The sequence below is a fragment of the Brevibacterium sp. S111 genome, assembly GCF_004745075.1.
Lineage (GTDB): Bacteria > Actinomycetota > Actinomycetes > Actinomycetales > Brevibacteriaceae > Brevibacterium.
The window spans coordinates 288,340-306,222 of the sequence record NZ_RHFH01000001.1; the positions used below are offsets into that span (position 1 = coordinate 288,340).

Genomic DNA, 17,883 nt, shown 5'->3' on the forward strand with positions numbered 1-17,883 from the left:
CGGTCGGTGCACGACCGCCTCGGCGATCAGGCGGTGATGACCTCCTGTCGGGCCTCGGGCGTGACCGTGAGATCCCCGTCGACGACGGTGGCGCGGATCCGGCCACCGTCGCCAACCGCCTCGGTGACGAGGAGATCGGCGATCCGGTCATCAAGCTCGCGCTGGATCACCCGGCGCAGCGGACGGGCACCGAATTCGGGCTCATACCCGGCGTCGGCGAGCCAGTCGAGAGCCTCGGGCGAGACATCGAGACCGATGCCCTGAGCCTCGAGACGCTGCCGTGAAGCCTCGAGCTGATGGCCCACGATGGCGTGGAGCTGCTCACGATCGAGACGGGAGAACATCACGGTGTCGTCGATGCGGTTGATGAACTCCGGACGCATGAACTCCTTGAGCCGACCCATGACCTTGGCCTTGAGGTCCTTCTCCGCATCCTCGGCGGCACCAGAGGCGAAGCCCAGCGGAGTGCCGGACATGAACTCCGAACCGAGGTTGCTCGTCATGATGATGACGGTGTTGCGGAAGTCGACCGTCCGACCCTGACCGTCGGTCAGCCGTCCGTCGTCGAGGACCTGCAGCAGCAGGTTGAACGCATCCGGGTGGGCCTTCTCGACCTCGTCGAGAAGGATGACCGAGTACGGGCGGCGGCGGACCTGCTCGGTGAGCTGCCCGGCCTCGTCGTAGCCGACGTAGCCGGGAGGGGCACCGACGAGACGGGACACGGTGTGGCGTTCGCCGAACTCACTCATGTCGAAGCGGATCATCGCGGATGCGTCATCGAACAGGGTCTGTGCGAGCGCCTTGGCCAGTTCGGTCTTGCCGACACCGGTGGGGCCGAGGAACAGGAAGCTGCCGATCGGCCGGTTGGGGTCGCTCATCCCGGTCTGGCTGCGGCGGATGGCGCGTGACACCGCGGTCACCGCTTCGTCCTGCCCGACTACACGATCGTGGAGGACGTCCTCCATGTTCGCCAGGCGCACCTTCTGACTCTGCGTCATCCGGGCCGCCGGGATTCCGGTGGCACGGGAGACCACCTGGGCGATCTCCTGGTCGTCGATGATCGCCTCGGCGGCAACGGTCTTCGCGGCGTCGGCACCCGGGTTCTCCGCGGTGTCGATCCGGGCGGCCACCTCGGTGGTCTCATCGCGCAGGCGTCCGGCGCGTTCGTAGTCCTCGACCTCGATCGCGGATTTCTTCTCCGCCTCGAGCTCGGAGAGCTTGAGCTTGAGGGCGTCGATGTCGACACCAGGTCCGCGCTTGAGCGACATCCGGGCACCGGCCTGGTCGATGAGGTCGATGGCCTTGTCCGGAAGGAACCGGTCGGTGATGTAGCGGTTGGAGAGTTCGACGGCGGCCCGGACCGCCTCGTCGGTGTAGGTGACCTCGTGGAATTCGGCGTAGCGGTCCTTGAGTCCGTCGAGGATCGTCACGGCATCGGCGACGCTCGGTTCGCCCACGATCACCGGCTGGAATCGGCGTTCGAGAGCTGAATCCTTCTCGATCGTGCGGTATTCCTTGAGCGTGGTCGCGCCGATCATGTGCAGATCGCCGCGCGCCAGTCGCGGTTTGAGGATGTTGCCGGCATCCATCGAATTCGCTTCGCCGTTGCCGCCGGCGCCGACGAGGGTGTGGAGTTCATCGACGAAGACGATCATGTCTCCGTCCTCGGCGATCTCATTCAGCGCCCCGGTCAGTCGTTCTTCGAAGTCGCCTCGGTAGCGGGTGCCCGCGAGCATTCCGGGCATGTCGAGGGAGATGATGCGTTTGCCGTGCAGCTGCTTGGGCACATCGCCGGAGTGGATGGCACGTGCGAGGCCTTCGGCGATCGCGGTCTTGCCGACGCCGGCCTCGCCGAGGAGGACGGGGTTGTTCTTCGTCCGGCGGGCGAGGATCTCAATGGTCTGTTCGATCTCGTGGGCACGGCCGATGACCGGGTCGAGGCGGCCTTCGGCGGCGAGCGCCGTGAGGTCGGTGCCGTACTTCTCCAGCACCGATCCCTGCCCGTCCTCACCGTCGGCTTCCTGACCGGGGTGCATGCCTGCGGCCTCGGCTGCTTCGGCTCCTGCCTGCAGGGCCGCCTGGGTGACTCCGGCCTGGGCAAGGATGCGGCCCGCAGGCATCTCCTGGTTGAGCACGAAGGCGAAGAAGATGTGCTCCGGGTCGATGTAGGTCGAACCGAAGGCGCGGGCCACCTGGTAGGCGTCGAGCAGCGCCCGCTGGGCCGAACCGGTCAGCGTCGGTGTGGATTCCACCTCGGTGTCGGTACTCGCCGGAAGGCGCTCTTCGATGCTGTGAGCGATGGCCTCGGGGTCAGCACCTGCCTGCCGCACGGCGGAGATTCCCGGTTCGGAATCGACCATCGTCCGGAGGATGTGGAGTGCGTCGACCTCGGACTGTCCGTGCCTGCCGGCGAATTCGGCGGCGGCCTCGATGACTTCGTGGCTGCGCTTGCTCAGCAGGCGGTTGATGTCGACGGCTCGCCCGCGGCGGGCTCCGTTCTGTCCCTGGAGGAAGCGGGCGAGGAACTCGTCGAATGAGTCTCCACCCGAACCTGCGGGTCCGAAGAATGTGGCCAAAGCCGACCTCCTCTTTCAGAGTTGAGCGTATACGACTCAATCAACAGGAGATCCGCTGCAGTTATTCCCGCGCGAATCTGAGGTCGCCGTCACACGCCGCCACGGCCCCGATGAGGGGCTGGCGGCCAGGTGGAGCGGACGCGGTCGGACGGTCGGACGGAGCGGACGGAGCGGCAGTCGCCTTCACCACGGAGCGGCAGCACAGCCTCAGACGCACTCAGCCTTTCGAGGGCCACCCATTGGGTTCGCAGCCCTGCAGACCTTTGGTCTGCTGCTGCATGAGCGGTGCGGCCTCCCCGGGGCCGGGACAGGACTCGTGACCATGGCCCAGTGCATGTCCGACCTCGTGATTGATGAGGTACTGCCGATACTGGACGATGTCATCGAACTCCTCGGTGGCCGCGACCCAGCGTTTGGCGTTGAGGATGACATTGGGTCCGTTGCGGCACGAGAGTTTGCCCAGGGTGCGCAGTGGCAGGCACATTTCGTCGACGGTGTCGGGGCTGGCGATGGAGATCATCGTGTCCTGCCCCTCGTCGACGAGTTCGATGGAGACATCGTCGATGTCCTGCCAGCCGCGCTCGTCCTGGAGGGTCCTGATGATGAAGTCGCCGGCTTCGTCGACGTCGATGGGCAGGTTGTCTTCGACGCGCAGTGCAACCTTGAAGGTCTTGCCTCCGTCGCGGTTGAGTCCGGTCTCTTCGGCCGGTCGATCCCATTTCCCGCTGCCGTGAGCGTCGATGTCGTCTTCGCTGACTCCTGCCGCGCCGGCGTCATCGACGTTCGCGGTTTCGGTCGGCGCAGGCGACTCCGTCGGGTCGTCGCTCGCCTGGCCGCTTGTCTGGTCACTCGGGCCGGGCGATGCCACGGCAGTCTCGGCTGCCTTCGGGGTCGGCCGGGTCTCCTCGTCTGCGGCGGGCGCACAACCGCTCAAACCGATGAGCAGCGAGACAGCGGCAAGGGAGGTCAGGGCGCGGAGGTGCGAGCGGGAGGCGAGGCGGTTTCGACTGAGCACGCCTGCGAGTCTAGCCGCCGCCTCGTCGAGAAACAGGTTGAGTGCCGAAACACGCGTGCACGCGGCAGTGCTTCGGCGCTCATCCCGTGTCTCGACGCCCGGCTTGAGTTTCGACGCCCGGCTTGTGTCTCGGCGCTCCGCTTGTGTTTCGGCGAAATCAGAACTCGAGGACACCGCCGGGGCCGCGCAGCTTCGCCCGCAGGCGGCACTCTGGTCCTTGACGAACTTCGGCGTCGCCGGCTCCGAGCACCTCGAGCACCTGCCGGGCCGCCTCGGGTTCCGGGGATTCCACACGGAACTCGAGGAGTTCGAGGGTGGGCAGGGCCGCCTCGGCGGGGTGAACCGACTCGGCCCAGTCGATGAGGAACGGCTGCGCACCTGCGTGCGGGAGCGGGGAGCGGGTGGTCAGTCGCCATTCGAGGCGGTCGCCGTCAGCGGTATCGCGGGCCATGTCCTTGACCTCGCCGAAGTCGATTCCGGCGGAGTTCGCGGCCGCGATCTTTGCGAGGAAGGCCCGCGGGTGGATGGCCCAGGTCTGCAGGGTCAGCCCCGTGGACAGGTGCGCGTCGAGCGGGAGCGTCCCATCAGCGGGCGGTTCCTGCTGCGGGTCGGGCCCGAGGATCTCGAGGTAGGTGCGGGCACCGTCCGGCCAGTGCGCGGGAGCGAGACCGAGCAGGAAGTTCGCGGTCCCCATCCCCGTGTGCGAACCACCGGAGACGGCACGCAGACCGGTGGCTTCCTCGACGGCGGCGACCCCCGCTTCCAGGTCGGGAACCGTGATGATGAGGTGGTCGAGTTCAGCGGGAATGGTGTTCGGAACGTCCATGATCCACCCGGACCTTTCAAATGAGTGCGTAGACCCTCAGTCTCCCCCGCTTCGACGTCGAGGGCAATGCCGAAGAGGGCGCGGGCCGTGCGAATCGTCGCCGGGGCACCCTTAGGGCCAGCCACCAAGCGAGCAGCATCCCGGGCCTCGGGTGCGTACCACCCACGAGCTCCGGACGCGCAACATCCTCGGCGTGCCTCATTCGGACCCGAACCTCGAATTGCTCAACATCTTCTCGAGGGTCGGGTGCGACGATGACCTGATGGTCGAAATCCGAATTGCTCAACATGTCTCAATATGAAGCCCCGGATTGACCGCGATCAGTACGATGCGCTTAACTCGAACCATGCACTTCCACCTCGGGACCCGCTCCGGACATCGCCTCTGCCTGCATTCCATGGCACCGGCAACGTCCGCATATTGTTGAACTATCACACTGACGTTTCGCAATTCCATCTCTCCGGCCCGAAGGACCTCATTCCATGACGGACGACCGTCCCGCCACCTCGACGCGCCACGCTCAGCGTCACCTCGACCGCCGATCGCTCCTCGGACTCGGTCTCGGTTTCGGCACACTGCTCACCCTCAGCGCCTGCACACCACGGGACGCCGGTTCCCTCGCGGACGGCGAACCCGTGCGCGGTGGGGTGCTCACCTACTTCGAACCGCAGACCTGGACGCTGCTCTACCCGCCGTCGGTCGGCTTCTATCCCAACGGCGGAATCATGAACAACATCTCCGCCCGCCTGCTGTGGCAGGACCCGGAGACGCTCGACCTGCACCCCTGGCTGGCCACCGAGCTGCCGGAGATCGACGCCGAGGCCAGGACCTACACCTTCACCATCCGTGAGGGAGTGACCTACTCGGACGGTTCGCCGCTGACTCCGGCGAACGTCGCGAGGAACTTCGACCTCTTCGGCCGTGGCGACGAGTCACGCACCCTGCCGGTGTCCGAACAGATCTCGAACTACGAACGCAGCGAAGTCCTTGATGACCACCGAGTGCGATTCCATTTCTCCGCCCCGTCCCCCGGCTTCGCCCAGGCGACCTCGACGATGAACGCAGGACTGCTCGCCGACTCCACCCTCACCCTCGACGCCGAAGGCTTCGGCCCCGGCGGAGCCACGCAGATCCACACCTGCGGCCCCTTCCACATCACCGCCGAGACGATCGGCACGAAGCTGTCTGTCCGCGCCCGGGAGGACTACGACTGGGCGCCCCCGCACCTGGACCATCAGGGCCGAGCCCACCTCGACGGCATCGACTACCTCGTCAACAACGAATACTCGGTGCGCATCGGAGCCGTGATCTCCGGGCAGGGCGACGGCGTCCGCGACGTCCAGGCACCGGACGAGTCACGCGTGACCGAGCAGGGACTGCGCCTCTTCGCGAAAGCGACGAACGGGATCAACAACAGCATCAACTTCCGCTTCCGCCACGATCTGCTCGCCGATGTCGACGTCCGGCGGGCGCTCATCGCCGCCATCGACCGCCAGGAGATCGTCGACAAGCTCTTCACCCCGAACTACCCGCTGGCCACCGGGCTGCTGGCCAAGGGCGCGATGGGCTACACGGATCAGTCGGGTTCCTGGGAATACGACCCGGACAGAGCCAACCGACTCCTCGATGAGGCCGGGTGGAGCGAACGCAGCGGGCAGGGCTACCGCGTCAAGGACGGGCAGCCGCTGGCCCTGACGGTGAATATCGCACTGCCGCAGCCGCGTTCGAACGAAGTCCAGACCCTCATCCAACAGCAGCTGCGTCGCGTCGGCGTGCGCCTGTCGATCAACCCCGGCGACCAATCGAAGCAGACTCTCGACGCCCTCGACCTCGATACCGTGCAGATCTACCACTCGATGGTTGCCCGTGCCGACTTCGACAACCTGCGCTCGAACTACTCCTCGGTCAACCGCGATGTCTTCCTCAACGGCGCCGACCGCACGGATGCCGCCGACGGTTCGATCGATGCGAAGGTCGACGAACTCCTCGAAGCCCTGGCCTCCGAGCCCGATCATGAGAAACGTCAGCAGGCCGCCGAGGCGGTCCAGAACTACCTCGTCGAGCAGGCCTACGTGCTGCCGTTCTTCGAGGAGCCGCAGGTCTTCGCCTTCCGCCGCCGCGTCCACGGCTTCACCACCGAACCCGTGGGCCGGCCCGACTTCTACAGCACCTGGCTGGCAGGAGAGAAATGATCCTCGACACCCGCTATCTCATCGTCCGCCTGGGCCAAGCGGTCCTGGTCCTCCTCCTCGCGTTCACCGCGGCGTTCATCCTGCTCAGCCTCATCCCCGGCGACGGCGTCACCGCCCGCTTCGCCGATCCCACGTTGGGCCTCTCCCCTGAACAGATCGCCGAGATCCGAGAGGCCACCGGCGCCGACGACTCGTGGTTCGGACGCTATATCACCAGCCTGACCGGATTCCTCACCGGCAACTTCGGCTATTCGGTCCAGACCGGCGCGGCCGTATCGACGATCATCTCCGCGGCCCTGCCCTCGACCGCGGTGCTCGCGATCTCCGGGTTCGTCACCGCCCTCGTCCTCGCCGTACTCATCGCCGTCTTCGCGACCTACGGCCCGGCCACCGGGCCGCTGTCGCGAGTGCGTCGGGTTCTCGACTCGGTGCCCAGTCTCTTCATCTCGATCCCCGTGTTCTGGCTCGGAATCCTGCTCATCCAGGTCTTCTCCTTCCAGCTCGGAATCGTCTCGGTCGTCGATGCCGGCCCCGCCGAAGCGCTCGTGCTGCCGACCCTGACCGTGGCGGTCCCGCTCTCGGCTCCGATCGCCCAGGTGCTCATCCGCTCCATCACCGAGGTGCAGGCCTCCGGGTTCGTCAAGGTCACCACCGCGAAGGGCGCCTCCGAACTGTGGCTCCTCGTCCACACCGTCGCCCGCAATGCGGTGCTGCCGGGACTGACGATCATCGGGCTCGTCTTCGGCGAGCTCGTCGCCGGTGCCGTGGTCACCGAAACCGTCTTCGGCCGCAACGGCATCGGGCTCATCACCGCCCAGGCGGTGACCCACCGCGACAATCCGATTCTGCTGGCCGTCGTCGTCATCGCCACCTTCGGCTACGTCATCATCAACCTCATCGTCGACCTCCTCTATCCCATCATCGACGTCCGGCTGCGCTCGAAACGCAGCGTCGCCTCGGTGAGCAGGAGCCTGCGCAGTCACGACGGGCCCACACGACGGGCGCTGACGGCAACCGCGGCGAGCGTCGGCGTCGACCTCGACTGGGATGACGATCCCGCGCCCTCCGGAGAGACGAAGGAGAAGAACGCATGAGCATCACCGATGTCTTCACTCGAGGTCAGGGTGCCGGCCCGCACCGTGCCCGCGCGCACGGAACTCGGACGCGCCCCGGGATTCCCCCGGCCACCGTCGTCTCGGCGCTGGTCCTGCTCATCGCCATCGCCTGGGCCCTCGTCCCCGGCCTGTTCACCCACTACGATCCGAACGACGGCGGGGACACTCCGGCACTGCTGGCACCGAGCCTCGAGCATTGGTTCGGCACCGACCAAACCGGTCGCGATGCCTTCACGCGCGTCGTCTACGGCGCCTCCCAATCCCTGCTGGCTGCTCTCGTGGCGGTCGGTGTCGGATTGGTCCTCGGTACGACGATCGGGCTCATCGCCGGCACCAGACGCGGCTGGCTCGATGATGTGCTCATGCGCCTCGTCGATGTGCTGCTGTCGATTCCCGCGATCCTGCTCAGCCTCTCGATCGTCGTCGTCCTCGGCTTCGGCACGATCAACGCGGCCATCGCCGTCGGCGTCACGGCGATCGCCCAATTCGCCCGTCTCGCCCGTTCCCAGGCGGTGCAGATCAACACGAGCGACTTCGTGGCCGCGGCCTACGGCTCCGGCGGCACATTCTTCTCCGTCCTCGTCCGCCACATCCTCCCGAATTCGATCTCTCCGGTGCTGTCGCTGGCGGTGCTGCAGATCGGATCCGCGATCCTCCAGATCTCAACACTCGGGTTCCTCGGCTACGGCACCCCGCCGCCGACCCCCGAATGGGGCCTCATCATCGCCGAGGGCCGCAATTTCGTGGCCACCGCATGGTGGCTGACCGTGCTGCCCGGCATCGTGGTCATGGCCATCGTGCTCGCCACCCATCAGATCGGCAACACCCTGCGAAAGGTGACATCATGACCGGGTCTTCGCTGCTGCGCATCGACGGGCTCTCCGTCGACTACACCCACCGAGGCGGCCCTTCCGTCCCGGCCGTGAGCGAGCTCGATCTCGTGGTCCGCCCCGGCTCGATGACGGCCGTGGTCGGCGAATCCGGTTCGGGGAAGTCGACGACGGCCAACGCCGTCATCGGCCTGCTCCCGTCCTCGGCGCGGGTCACGGCCGGGCGGATCCGCCTCGGCGATCTCGATCTGCTGTCGTTGGGCGCTGCCGGGTGGCGGGGTGTGCGCGGGACGCAGATCGGCTACGTCCCGCAGGACCCTGGGTCCTCGCTCAACCCGCTGCAGACCATCGGGAAGTCCGTCGCCGAGGCGCTGCGCATCCACCGTCGTGCGAACCGGGCAGAGGCCCGCGCCCAGGTCATCGAGCTGCTGGCACGGGTCGGCATCGACCGGCCGGAGAAACGGGCCGACCAGTTCCCGCATGAACTCTCCGGCGGGATGCGGCAACGGGTGCTCATCGCCGCGGCCATCGCACTGCGCCCGCGCCTGCTCATCGCCGACGAACCGACTTCGGCGCTCGATGTGACCGTGCAGAAGCAGGTCCTCGACCTTCTCGACCAGCTGCGGGCCGAGACCGGGATGGGCGTCCTCTTCATCACCCACGACCTCGCCGTCGCCGGGGAGCGAGCCGACGAACTCGCCGTCATGCACGGCGGGCTCATCGTCGAGTCGGGCCCGGCCGGTCGGGTCTTCTCCCACCCCTCCACCGAGTACGCCTCCCGCCTCATCACCGATGCCCCAGCCCTGCAGACGAAGGCCCGCCCTGCCCTCGCCGAGGCGGCCGCGCGGACTGCACACCCGTTCGTCTCCGTCGAATCACTCACCCACGTCTTCGACCGCACCGGGGATCAGGTCTCCGGTGTCGAAGACGTGGACTTCACGGTGGCCCGCGGCACCACCCACGGCATCGTCGGCGAATCGGGTTCGGGCAAGACGACCACGGGCAAGGCCCTGGCCGGTTTCCTCACGCCCCAGTCCGGGCAGCTGCGCATCGGCGACTTCGACGCCGCCGAGTTCGGGCGGGGCCGTCCCTCCCGGCAGCGGCGGCGAGAGTTCCGACGCACCGTCCAGCTCGTGCATCAGAACCCGTTCTCCGCGCTCGATCCCAAGCATTCGATCCGCTCGACCCTGACAGAGCCTCTGCGCAGCTTCCGCCTCGGCGATCGCACCTCCCGGCCCCGGCTCGTCGCCGAGGCGATGGACCGGGTGGCGCTGCCGGCTGACTTCCTCGACCGCCGTCCCGCCGAACTCTCCGGCGGGCAGCTGCAGCGGGTCGCGATCGCCCGTGCCCTCATCGTCGAACCCGAGCTCGTCGTCTTCGATGAAGCGGTTTCGGCTCTCGATGTCACCGTGCAGGCACAGATCCTCACCCTGCTCGACGATCTGCAGAGCCAGCTCGACCTCACCTACGTCTTCATCTCCCACGACCTCGCCGTCATCCGTCAGATCGCTGATACGGTATCCGTGATGTCGCGCGGGCATCTCATGGAGACCGGCCCGACCGAGGAGATCTTCGCCCGCCCGCGCACGTCCTACACGCGGAGTCTGCTCGACGCGATCCCCCGTCCCGCGACACTGTCGTCGGACTCACCACCCGCGGACGATCGACCGCTCACCCCGACCCTGCTCACCACGGCAGCAGAAAGCTGAGACCCATGACCAGTCACCCCACCGACCATCAGGCGACGGGCCCGAAGCTCGGATTCTTCACCCGCCTGCTCGAGGACGCCCCGGCCGCGCAACGCTACCGCTTCGCCCTCGAGCAGATCGAGACGGCCGAGGACTTCGGCTTCCATTCCGCCTGGGTCGCTCAACACCACTTCTCCGCGGCCGAAGGCGGCCTCCCCTCCCCGCTCGTCTTCCTCTCCCACGCAGCCGCCCGAACCCGTCGGATCCGACTGGGCACCGCGATCATCACCTTGCCGATGGAGAATGCGGTCCGTGTGGCCGAAGACGCCGCCGTCCTCGACGAACTCTCGGTCGGACGGCTCGAGATCGGCCTGGGGTCGGGCGGAAATCCGAAGTCCTTCCCCGCCTTCGGCACGAGCTTCGAGGAACGTCGGGAGACGTTCGCCGACAATCTCGCGACGCTGCGCACCCTGTTCGCCGGCGGGCCGCTTCCCACCGCACACCGGCTCTACCCCGCCTCGAGTGCCGACCGGGCGAATCTCGACCGGCGACTGTGGCAGGCGACCTTCTCTTCGGGCGGGGCCGGGGCGGCCGGCGCCGCCGGGGACGGGCTCATGCTCTCGCGAACTCAGCCGCGCCCGCAAGACGATCCCGGGGCCCGCCTCGACGAGGTGCAGCTGCCCGTCATCGACACCTATCTCTCCCAGCTGCCCGACGGGGTCGAACCGCGCATCCTCGCCTCCCGCACTGCCGTGGTCGCCGATGCCGCAGACCTGCCGCGGCTGCGAGAGATCACCGAACCGGCACTGCGGGCCGAGGCCGACCGCCTCGTCGGCTATGACACCTCAGGGCTGAGCCTCGACGAGCTCCTCGAAGCCACCGACACCTACCTCGGCACGCCCGAGCAGGTGAGCGAACGGCTCCACCGTGACCGCGTTCTCGACCGGGCCACGGACGTCAGTTTCCAGGTGCATTCGGTGCCGGCGACGAATGAGACCGCTCTGCGATCGATCGAACTGCTCGCCACCGAGGTGGCCCCCGCCCTGGGATTCGCCGTGACCAAGGAGCGGGTGCACTGAGATGGCCGACATCATCAACCTCCTCGCGGGGATCGCCGCGAACGATCCTCTCGATGCCCTCCGTGACCACCGGGCCCAGGCCAAGGAGAACGCACAGCTGAGCTTCGAAGCGCTGCTCGAACCGGCTGATCCGGCCGAAGTGAGCTACCGCGACCGCTACGCGGTCGCTGCCTTCACCGCAGGCCTGCTCGGGGCTCCGCGCGCCGAGGAGTTCTACCGTGATCTGCTCCGCGACGAAGACGAGTCCGCGTCGTGGGCGGTCGCCGAACTCCTCGACGATGCGACCGCGACTGCGGGTGCGGCTGCGGGGCCCGGCCCGGACGACGAGTCCGATTCGGCTGCGATGTCCGGCGTGCACGGACCGTACGGCATCTACGAATCCTCGGCTCTGGCACAGGAGAGCGTCCCGGGTCCGTGGCTCGCCGCGCGAGAGGCGACGGCGGACCGTCTCGGCGAGAAGCTTGTGGCCGGACTCGAATTCGCTCATCTGCTCGTGCTCCATCCGCGCGATTGCCGTCCCGGGCATCTCGCGCTCCTGCTCGAGGCAGGATGGGACGAGGACGGCATCGTCACCCTCGCCCAGCTCGTGTCGTTCCTCAATTTCCAGATCCGCATCAGCACCGGCCTGGCAGCACTGACCAGTGCGACTCCGACGCCGGACGTTCCCGCACCTCGGACTCCGGGCTCGTCGGACGATCACTCGGACGACACCTCCACCTCGGCACAGGCGGAGCGGGCACTGAGCCACGTCGGGGACCGGGTGAAGACCCATCCGACACTCAAACGGCCCGAGCTGTTCCAGCAGGCCGGGCTCGGCTGGGTGCCGTGGATCGCCCCCGTCGCCGAGGCGGATCTCACCGATGCCCAACGTGATGCCCTCGTCGAGGCGGGACGGGCGAAGAACCCCTATTTCCGTCTCCTCGCCCGCGATCCGGCGGCATTGAAAGCGCGCACACTGACCGATTTCGACATCTTCTTCAACACCACTGACGGTGTGGGTCGGGCCGAACGCGAACTCGCAGCCACTGCGGCCTCGCGGCTCAACGGCTGCCTCTTCTGCGCCTCGATCCACGCGGATCGGGCCACCGAGGAATCGGGCCGACGGGATCTCGTGCAGCGGCTGCTCGATGAGGGCATCGGTACGACGTCCCGCCTCGGCGATCCGGTGTGGGATGCCGTCGTCGATGCCTCGGTTGCGCTCACACTGACCCCGCAGTCCTTCGGACCCGATCACGTTGCCACGCTGCGTCAGGCCGGGCTCGACGACGCGGACATCATCGATGTCCTCGGCTGCGCGGCGTTCTTCAACTGGGCGAATCGCCTCATGCTCTCGCTCGGTGAGCCGGAGCTGCTGAAGCCGGGGAAGTGACCGTCTTCACGGTAGTGCGGCAACTTCCAGCGTTATGCGGCAGCGATAGTACGGTCGATCCACGGCGTTCTGGGCGGGCAGAACGCCGTGGATCGACCAGATAATCGTGCAGTGGCGCCGATCGCGCGGATGAGCCCCGCCTCAGGCGACGTCCATGAGCGTCGAGCGGATGATGAAGCGGTTGCCCGTCGGTGATTCGACGCTGAAGCCGCCTCCTCGTCCCGGCACCACATCGATGGTCAGATGCGTGTGCTTCCAGTACTCGAACTGCTCGGTCGACATCCAGAAGTCCAGTCCGGCCTTCTCGGAATCTTCGATGGGCAATTCGAAGTGGCCCAGCAGCACGTCGGCCTCCGACGTGAGGAAGTCCCCTTCGGGGAAGCACATCGGCGACGATCCGTCACAGCATCCGCCGGACTGATGGAACATGAGCTGCCCGTGCTTGTCGACGAGGCCGGCGAGCAGGTCGACGGCGGCTTGAGTCATCGCCACTCGCGATCTCCCTTCGCCTTCGATCGTCGGTGTCGATTCGAGAACGGCTGTTTCGGCTGTATCACTCATCAGAAGAATCCTTGTGCGCTTTCGGAGTAGCTGACCAGCAGGTTCTTCGTCTGCTGGTAGTGGTCGAGCATCATCTTGTGGTTCTCGCGGCCGATGCCCGAGGACTTGTATCCGCCGAAGGCCGCGTGGGCCGGGTAGGCGTGGAAGTTGTTCACCCACACACGGCCGGCTTGGATGTCACGTCCGGCCCGGTAGGCGGTGTTGCCGGTACGCGACCAGACTCCGGCACCGAGGCCGTAGAGGGTGTCATTGGCGATCGAGATCGCATCGTCGTAGTCGGAGAACGAAGTCAGGGCGACGACCGGACCGAAGATCTCCTCCTGGAAGACACGCATCGTGTTCGTGCCTTTGAAGATCGTCGGCTGGATGTAGAAGCCGCCGGCGAGGTCTCCGTCGAGTTCGGCCTTGTCGCCGCCGATGAGCACCTCGGCGCCTTCGTCTCGGCCGATCTTGAGGTAGGACATGATCTTCTCGAACTGGTCGTTCGAGGCCTGTGCACCGACCTGGGTGTCGGTGTCGAGCGGATTGCCCTGCTTGATGGCGCGTACGCGTTCGACGCCGGCGGCCACGAAGTCGTCGAAGATCGAGTCCTGGACGAGCGCACGGGATGGGCAGGTGCAGACCTCTCCCTGGTTGAGCGCGAACATCGCGAATCCTTCGAGGGCTTTGTCCCGGTAGCTGTCATCGGCGTCCATGACGTCGTCGAAGAAGATGTTCGGTGACTTGCCGCCGAGCTCCAGGGTCACCGGGATGATGTTCTGCGAGGCGTACTGCATGATCAGTCGACCGGTCGTCGTCTCACCGGTGAACGCGACCTTGCGAATGCGCTTGTTCGACGCCAGGGGCTTTCCGGCCTCGACTCCGAAGCCGTTGATGATGTTGAGGACTCCGGCCGGCAGCAGGTCACCGATGAGTTCGGCGAGGACGAGGATCGACGCCGGAGTCTGCTCCGCAGGTTTGAGGACGACGCAGTTGCCGGCGGCGAGCGCCGGGGCCAGCTTCCAGGTCGCCATGAGCAGAGGGAAGTTCCAGGGGATGATCTGTCCGACGACGCCGAGGGGTTCCTGGAAGTGGTAGGCCACGGTGTCGTCATCGATCTGCGAGATTCCGCCCTCCTGCGCCCTGATCGCCGAGGCGAAATAGCGGAAGTGGTCGACGGCCAGCGGCAGGTCCGCGGCCAACGGTTCGCGGATGCCCTTGCCGTTGTCCCAGGTCTCGGCGACGGCGAGCATCTCGAGGTTGTTCTCGATCCGGTCGGCGATCTTGAGAAGGATGTTCGCCCGCTCCGTGGTCGAGGTCTTGCCCCAGGCCGGGGCCGCCGCCCAGGCCGCGTCGAGGGCGGTCTCGACATCGTCTGCCGTGGAGCTGGGGATCTCTGTGAACACCTGGCCGGTGACGGGGGTGATGTTCTCGAAGTAGTTGCCGTCCTTCGGCGGCACCCACTCTCCGCCGATGTAGTTCTCATAGCGCGATTTGAACGTGATGAGAGAACCGTCGGTTCCGGGTGCTGAGTAGACTGCCATGACACTCCTTCGTGTGAGTCCATCCGCTCGGATTCCTCTGTCACGCCCGATGCACTGACCGGCGTCCACCGAGTCGATGGATAACGTCCTCTCACCATAGGCCGGACTGTCCGACGGGACAATAGGTCGGCGGTTCTCGGCAGAGAGTTCGTCCGCAGGCAGAACGGTGCGCTGCACGTGTCTCCTCGCGCCTCAGACCGCGATGATCGAACCGTTTGAGGGCAGGGACCCTCTGAACGATATTCGCCGAGCGGCGGCTCGCTCGATATCGGAGCCGTCGAGCGCTTGAACGTGCAGATGAGGTTCCGTGCTGTTGCCCGAGTTCCCGCAGCGGCCGATCTCCTGACCGACATGCACATCCTGACCCGGTCGAACCCGAGCACTGCCCCGCTGCAGATGGCACAGAGCCACGATTCCACCGGAGCTCTTGATCATCACATGGTTTCCGGCCAGCGCCCGCCACCCCGCTTCGGCACGCCTGCGCTGAGTCAGCGCATAGCCGAGTGAGGGCAGGCCCCGATAGGCAGGATGATCGAATTCGGAATCGTGGACGGTCATCACCGTCCCATCGGTCGGGGCGAGCACGGAACGGCCGAAGCCTGTGAAATTCCCTGGAGGCTCAGACCGCAACAGCGATCCGAGAGTGAAGACCGCCGACCTCCCTGCGTCGTCGACCGGTACGAAGTCGATGCTGAAGGAGGTCGCGAACATCGTTGTACCATGACTCGGCACGCGATCGGCCGGGCTGTTCTGTACCAGCCAACGACCGGTGAAGGGGAACTCCAGGTCGAGACTTGCCGCTTCCATCGGATCCGTCATCGTCCGCGTCCAGTTCGCCGAATGGCAGCATAGAGAACCATATCCCTGCGCTCCCTGCCGATCATCTGATGGCCTGCCAGCACGCCTTCTCGCACGTAACCGGCGTGTTCTGCCGTTCGCAGTGACGAGACATTCCACGGTTCTATGAAGAGTGTGACTCTGTACAGACCAGGAATCGTCCACGCGAATTCGGTCAGCAGTGCCAGCGCCTCGCTCGCAAGTCCCTGTTTCCTCTGCGAAGGAACGATCGCATACCCTGCAGTCGCGCGCCCTTCCCCCAGCTCCTTCAGCCACAAGCCGCAATGACCGACAGCGTCGTCATCCGTCCGTCTGGCTATCGTGAATGAGAAACCGGTTCCCTCGCGATTCCTCTTCTGCTGGCGACTCAGCCACGCCTTCGCCTGCTGCTCCGTCGCGCAGCTCGGCAGCGATCCCGTCAGAGGCACATAGGGATCGGTCGAGAGTTCACGCGCCATTGCACTGTCTCGCGCTTCCACCGCTCGCAGGCGAACTCGACCACGAGCAGGAGACGTCGCCGGCCAGGGCGGAATTGCGGAGCTCGTCATATCAGCGGCTTGACCATGATCAGGCAGGGCGTGCTTTCGCCCCACAGGTCGGTCTCCTCGAGCGAAATGAATCCCGCCGTCTCGTAGAAGTGCCGGGTTCGCGCATAGTTCGCATCGCTGTGCGAAAACCCGAGAGTCTTCACTTGCAGCAATTTCACCCCACGCTTCCGGGCATCGGCACTGATCGCCCGCATCATCGCCGTCCCGACCCCCGCACCGTCCATGTCTCCATGGTGCGTGCCTCGTCGATGTATTCTGCATTCGATTCGGGCCTGCCGAACCATTCCGGCACGGTCGCAAGCAGACGCTCCACATCCTCGGGGACCGCTTCGTCGCGGTGTGCCGCCCATCGTGTCTGAGCCATGATCCCCATCTTAGGTGCGACACAGAACCGTCAACTCTGCGTTGTTAGACTCACGTCCATGAGTGAGCCCCAAAGCCCCGTCCTCCGTCTGATCCCGTATCTCGCGGCGATCACCGCGGCCGTCTTCATCACACTGCCGCGTCTCGGCGGCGACGGGGATCTGCTCATCAACCTCGTCTTCGGGGCCGTGGCGTATTTCGCCGCGTACTACATCGTCAAGCTCATCATCCACGTCATCGTCACCCGCATCGACGATGATCCTTCCTGACCCTACTTCTTCGCCTGCGCGGGCACGACGACCTTGCGGATGACGATGAGCGCCGAGGCGGCCACCGGCACCGCGACGACCGCACCGAGCACACCGCCGAGGGTTCCGCCGGCGATCGCTGCGATGATGACGAGCGCTCCGGGCACGTCGACAGCGGCCTTCATGATGCGCGGGCTGAGCAGATAGGCCTCGACCTGCATGTAGACGAGGTAGTAGATGCCTGCGGCGATGCCGAGCCCCGGCGAGACCATGAGGCACGATGCCGTGATGATGATCGCACCCGCGATTGGGCCGACGAGCGGAATGAGCGAGGCGAGGAACGCGATGAAGGCGAGCAGCGCCGGCAGGGGCGCGCCGATGATGGACAGGAAGATCGCCGAGCACACACCGTTGACGATTCCCAGGGACAGCTGGCCGAGGACGTAGCGTCCGATGGAGCGGGTGACCTCCTCGGTGACGGATTCGACCGTCGGCCGCGAGGAGGCCGCAACCAGGGAGAACATTGCGGATTTGATCGTCGGCATCGTCACGGCGAAGTAGATGGTGAGGATGACGACGATGATCACGCCGGTGAGGAAACTGAGGATCCCCGCCCCGATCGACACGACACCGCCGCCGACGGAGAGCACATTCTTCGGATCCGAGACCCATGCGCCGATGTTCGCAAACACCGCATCGATGTCGATCGCACCGGTGAACTGCTTTTCGAGTTCCGTCACCCACCCCGTCGCCGCGAGGTTCGCCACGATCCCGGGCAGATCCGCGATGAACGTCTGGATCTGACTGATCACGGCCGGGGCGATTAGCAGCGCCACCCCGACGACGATGAGGATGAAGGCTGCGACGACGATGAGGACCGCCAGCGAGCGCGGCACCTTGCGTGCGACGAACCACTGCACGATCGGGTCGAGTCCGAGGGCGAGGAACAGTGCCAGACCGACGTAGATGAGCAGGGTTGCCACGGACTGCAGCGCCGTCATCAGCGCGATCGCCAGTCCCACACCCAGAGCGCCGGTGAAGCCGACCCGGAATGCGTTGTTGAGTGTCAGGGATTTGCCCTGCCCAGTGCCCATGACCTCAAGTGTAACCAGC

General features: G+C 66.1%; 17 protein-coding genes. 7 read left to right on the plus strand and 10 right to left on the minus strand.

Annotated features, from left to right (window positions below):
• Positions 1 to 26: 26 nt before the first annotated feature.
• From EB836_RS01435 to EB836_RS01445, 3 genes are all read right to left on the minus strand, one after another.
• The gene (locus EB836_RS01435; protein ID WP_135537325.1) at positions 27 to 2,576 is read right to left on the minus strand and encodes an ATP-dependent Clp protease ATP-binding subunit; all 2,550 of its coding nucleotides are present in this window, start codon (positions 2,574 to 2,576) and stop codon (positions 27 to 29) included.
• 217 nt (positions 2,577 to 2,793) lie between these two features.
• The gene (locus EB836_RS01440; protein WP_135537326.1) at positions 2,794 to 3,591 is read right to left on the minus strand and encodes a DUF3152 domain-containing protein; all 798 of its coding nucleotides are present in this window, start codon (positions 3,589 to 3,591) and stop codon (positions 2,794 to 2,796) included.
• A 157-nt stretch (positions 3,592 to 3,748) separates the two neighbouring features.
• The gene (locus EB836_RS01445; RefSeq protein ID WP_135537327.1) at positions 3,749 to 4,417 is read right to left on the minus strand and encodes a VOC family protein; all 669 of its coding nucleotides are present in this window, start codon (positions 4,415 to 4,417) and stop codon (positions 3,749 to 3,751) included.
• Between the two features lie 482 nt (positions 4,418 to 4,899).
• Here EB836_RS01445 and EB836_RS01450 point away from each other — a divergent pair, with 482 nt between their 5' ends.
• The 6 genes from EB836_RS01450 to EB836_RS01475 are packed head-to-tail and all read left to right on the plus strand — an operon-like array spanning position 4,900 to position 12,690.
• Positions 4,900 to 6,609, plus strand: a complete 1,710-nt coding sequence (locus tag EB836_RS01450) for a TIGR04028 family ABC transporter substrate-binding protein (protein ID WP_135537328.1) — start codon at positions 4,900 to 4,902, stop codon at positions 6,607 to 6,609.
• Positions 6,606 to 7,703, plus strand: coding sequence for an ABC transporter permease (locus EB836_RS01455; RefSeq protein WP_135537329.1), 1,098 nt, complete (start codon positions 6,606 to 6,608; stop codon positions 7,701 to 7,703). Before EB836_RS01450 ends, EB836_RS01455 begins: the two co-directional genes overlap by 4 nt.
• Positions 7,700 to 8,572, plus strand: a complete 873-nt coding sequence (locus EB836_RS01460) for an ABC transporter permease (protein ID WP_135537330.1) — start codon at positions 7,700 to 7,702, stop codon at positions 8,570 to 8,572. The genes EB836_RS01455 and EB836_RS01460 overlap by 4 nt, the downstream gene beginning before the upstream one ends.
• On the plus strand, positions 8,569 to 10,263 hold the full coding sequence (locus EB836_RS01465) for an ABC transporter ATP-binding protein (protein ID WP_135537331.1): 1,695 nt from the start codon (positions 8,569 to 8,571) through the stop codon (positions 10,261 to 10,263). The genes EB836_RS01460 and EB836_RS01465 overlap by 4 nt, the downstream gene beginning before the upstream one ends.
• Positions 10,264 to 10,268: 5 nt before the next feature.
• Positions 10,269 to 11,321, plus strand: coding sequence for a putative FMN-dependent luciferase-like monooxygenase (locus EB836_RS01470; RefSeq protein WP_135537332.1), 1,053 nt, complete (start codon positions 10,269 to 10,271; stop codon positions 11,319 to 11,321).
• A gap of 1 nt (position 11,322) precedes the next feature.
• A complete protein-coding gene (locus EB836_RS01475) occupies positions 11,323 to 12,690 on the plus strand; it encodes an alkylhydroperoxidase domain protein (protein ID WP_135537333.1) in 1,368 nt (455 codons plus the stop codon).
• 141 nt (positions 12,691 to 12,831) lie between these two features.
• On the opposite strand, the gene EB836_RS01480 is transcribed toward EB836_RS01475, so the two are convergent.
• From EB836_RS01480 to EB836_RS18340, 6 genes are all read right to left on the minus strand, one after another.
• Positions 12,832 to 13,251 carry a DUF779 domain-containing protein gene (locus EB836_RS01480; protein ID WP_135537334.1) on the minus strand — a complete coding sequence of 140 codons (420 nt, stop codon included), beginning with the start codon at positions 13,249 to 13,251 and terminating at the stop codon, positions 12,832 to 12,834.
• Positions 13,251 to 14,774 (minus strand): aldehyde dehydrogenase family protein, encoded by a 1,524-nt coding sequence (locus tag EB836_RS01485; RefSeq protein WP_135537335.1) that lies wholly within the window; start codon positions 14,772 to 14,774, stop codon positions 13,251 to 13,253. Before EB836_RS01485 ends, EB836_RS01480 begins: the two co-directional genes overlap by 1 nt.
• A 192-nt stretch (positions 14,775 to 14,966) precedes the next feature.
• Complete coding sequence (locus tag EB836_RS01490; protein WP_240689531.1) at positions 14,967 to 15,593, minus strand: M23 family metallopeptidase; 627 nt, start codon at positions 15,591 to 15,593, stop codon at positions 14,967 to 14,969.
• On the minus strand, positions 15,590 to 16,159 hold the full coding sequence (locus EB836_RS01495; protein WP_135537336.1) for a GNAT family protein: 570 nt from the start codon (positions 16,157 to 16,159) through the stop codon (positions 15,590 to 15,592). The genes EB836_RS01490 and EB836_RS01495 overlap by 4 nt, the downstream gene beginning before the upstream one ends.
• Positions 16,156 to 16,383 carry a GNAT family N-acetyltransferase gene (locus EB836_RS18335; protein ID WP_240689533.1) on the minus strand — a complete coding sequence of 76 codons (228 nt, stop codon included), beginning with the start codon at positions 16,381 to 16,383 and terminating at the stop codon, positions 16,156 to 16,158. Before EB836_RS18335 ends, EB836_RS01495 begins: the two co-directional genes overlap by 4 nt.
• Positions 16,353 to 16,523, minus strand: a complete 171-nt coding sequence (locus EB836_RS18340) for a hypothetical protein (protein WP_240689534.1) — start codon at positions 16,521 to 16,523, stop codon at positions 16,353 to 16,355. Before EB836_RS18340 ends, EB836_RS18335 begins: the two co-directional genes overlap by 31 nt.
• Positions 16,524 to 16,581: 58 nt before the next feature.
• On the opposite strand from EB836_RS18340, the gene EB836_RS01505 reads away from it, so the two are divergent.
• Complete coding sequence (locus EB836_RS01505) at positions 16,582 to 16,791, plus strand: hypothetical protein (RefSeq protein ID WP_135537337.1); 210 nt, start codon at positions 16,582 to 16,584, stop codon at positions 16,789 to 16,791.
• A gap of 2 nt (positions 16,792 to 16,793) precedes the next feature.
• On the opposite strand, the gene EB836_RS01510 is transcribed toward EB836_RS01505, so the two are convergent.
• Positions 16,794 to 17,864, minus strand: coding sequence for an AI-2E family transporter (locus tag EB836_RS01510; RefSeq protein WP_135537338.1), 1,071 nt, complete (start codon positions 17,862 to 17,864; stop codon positions 16,794 to 16,796).
• Positions 17,865 to 17,883: the final 19 nt, after the last annotated feature.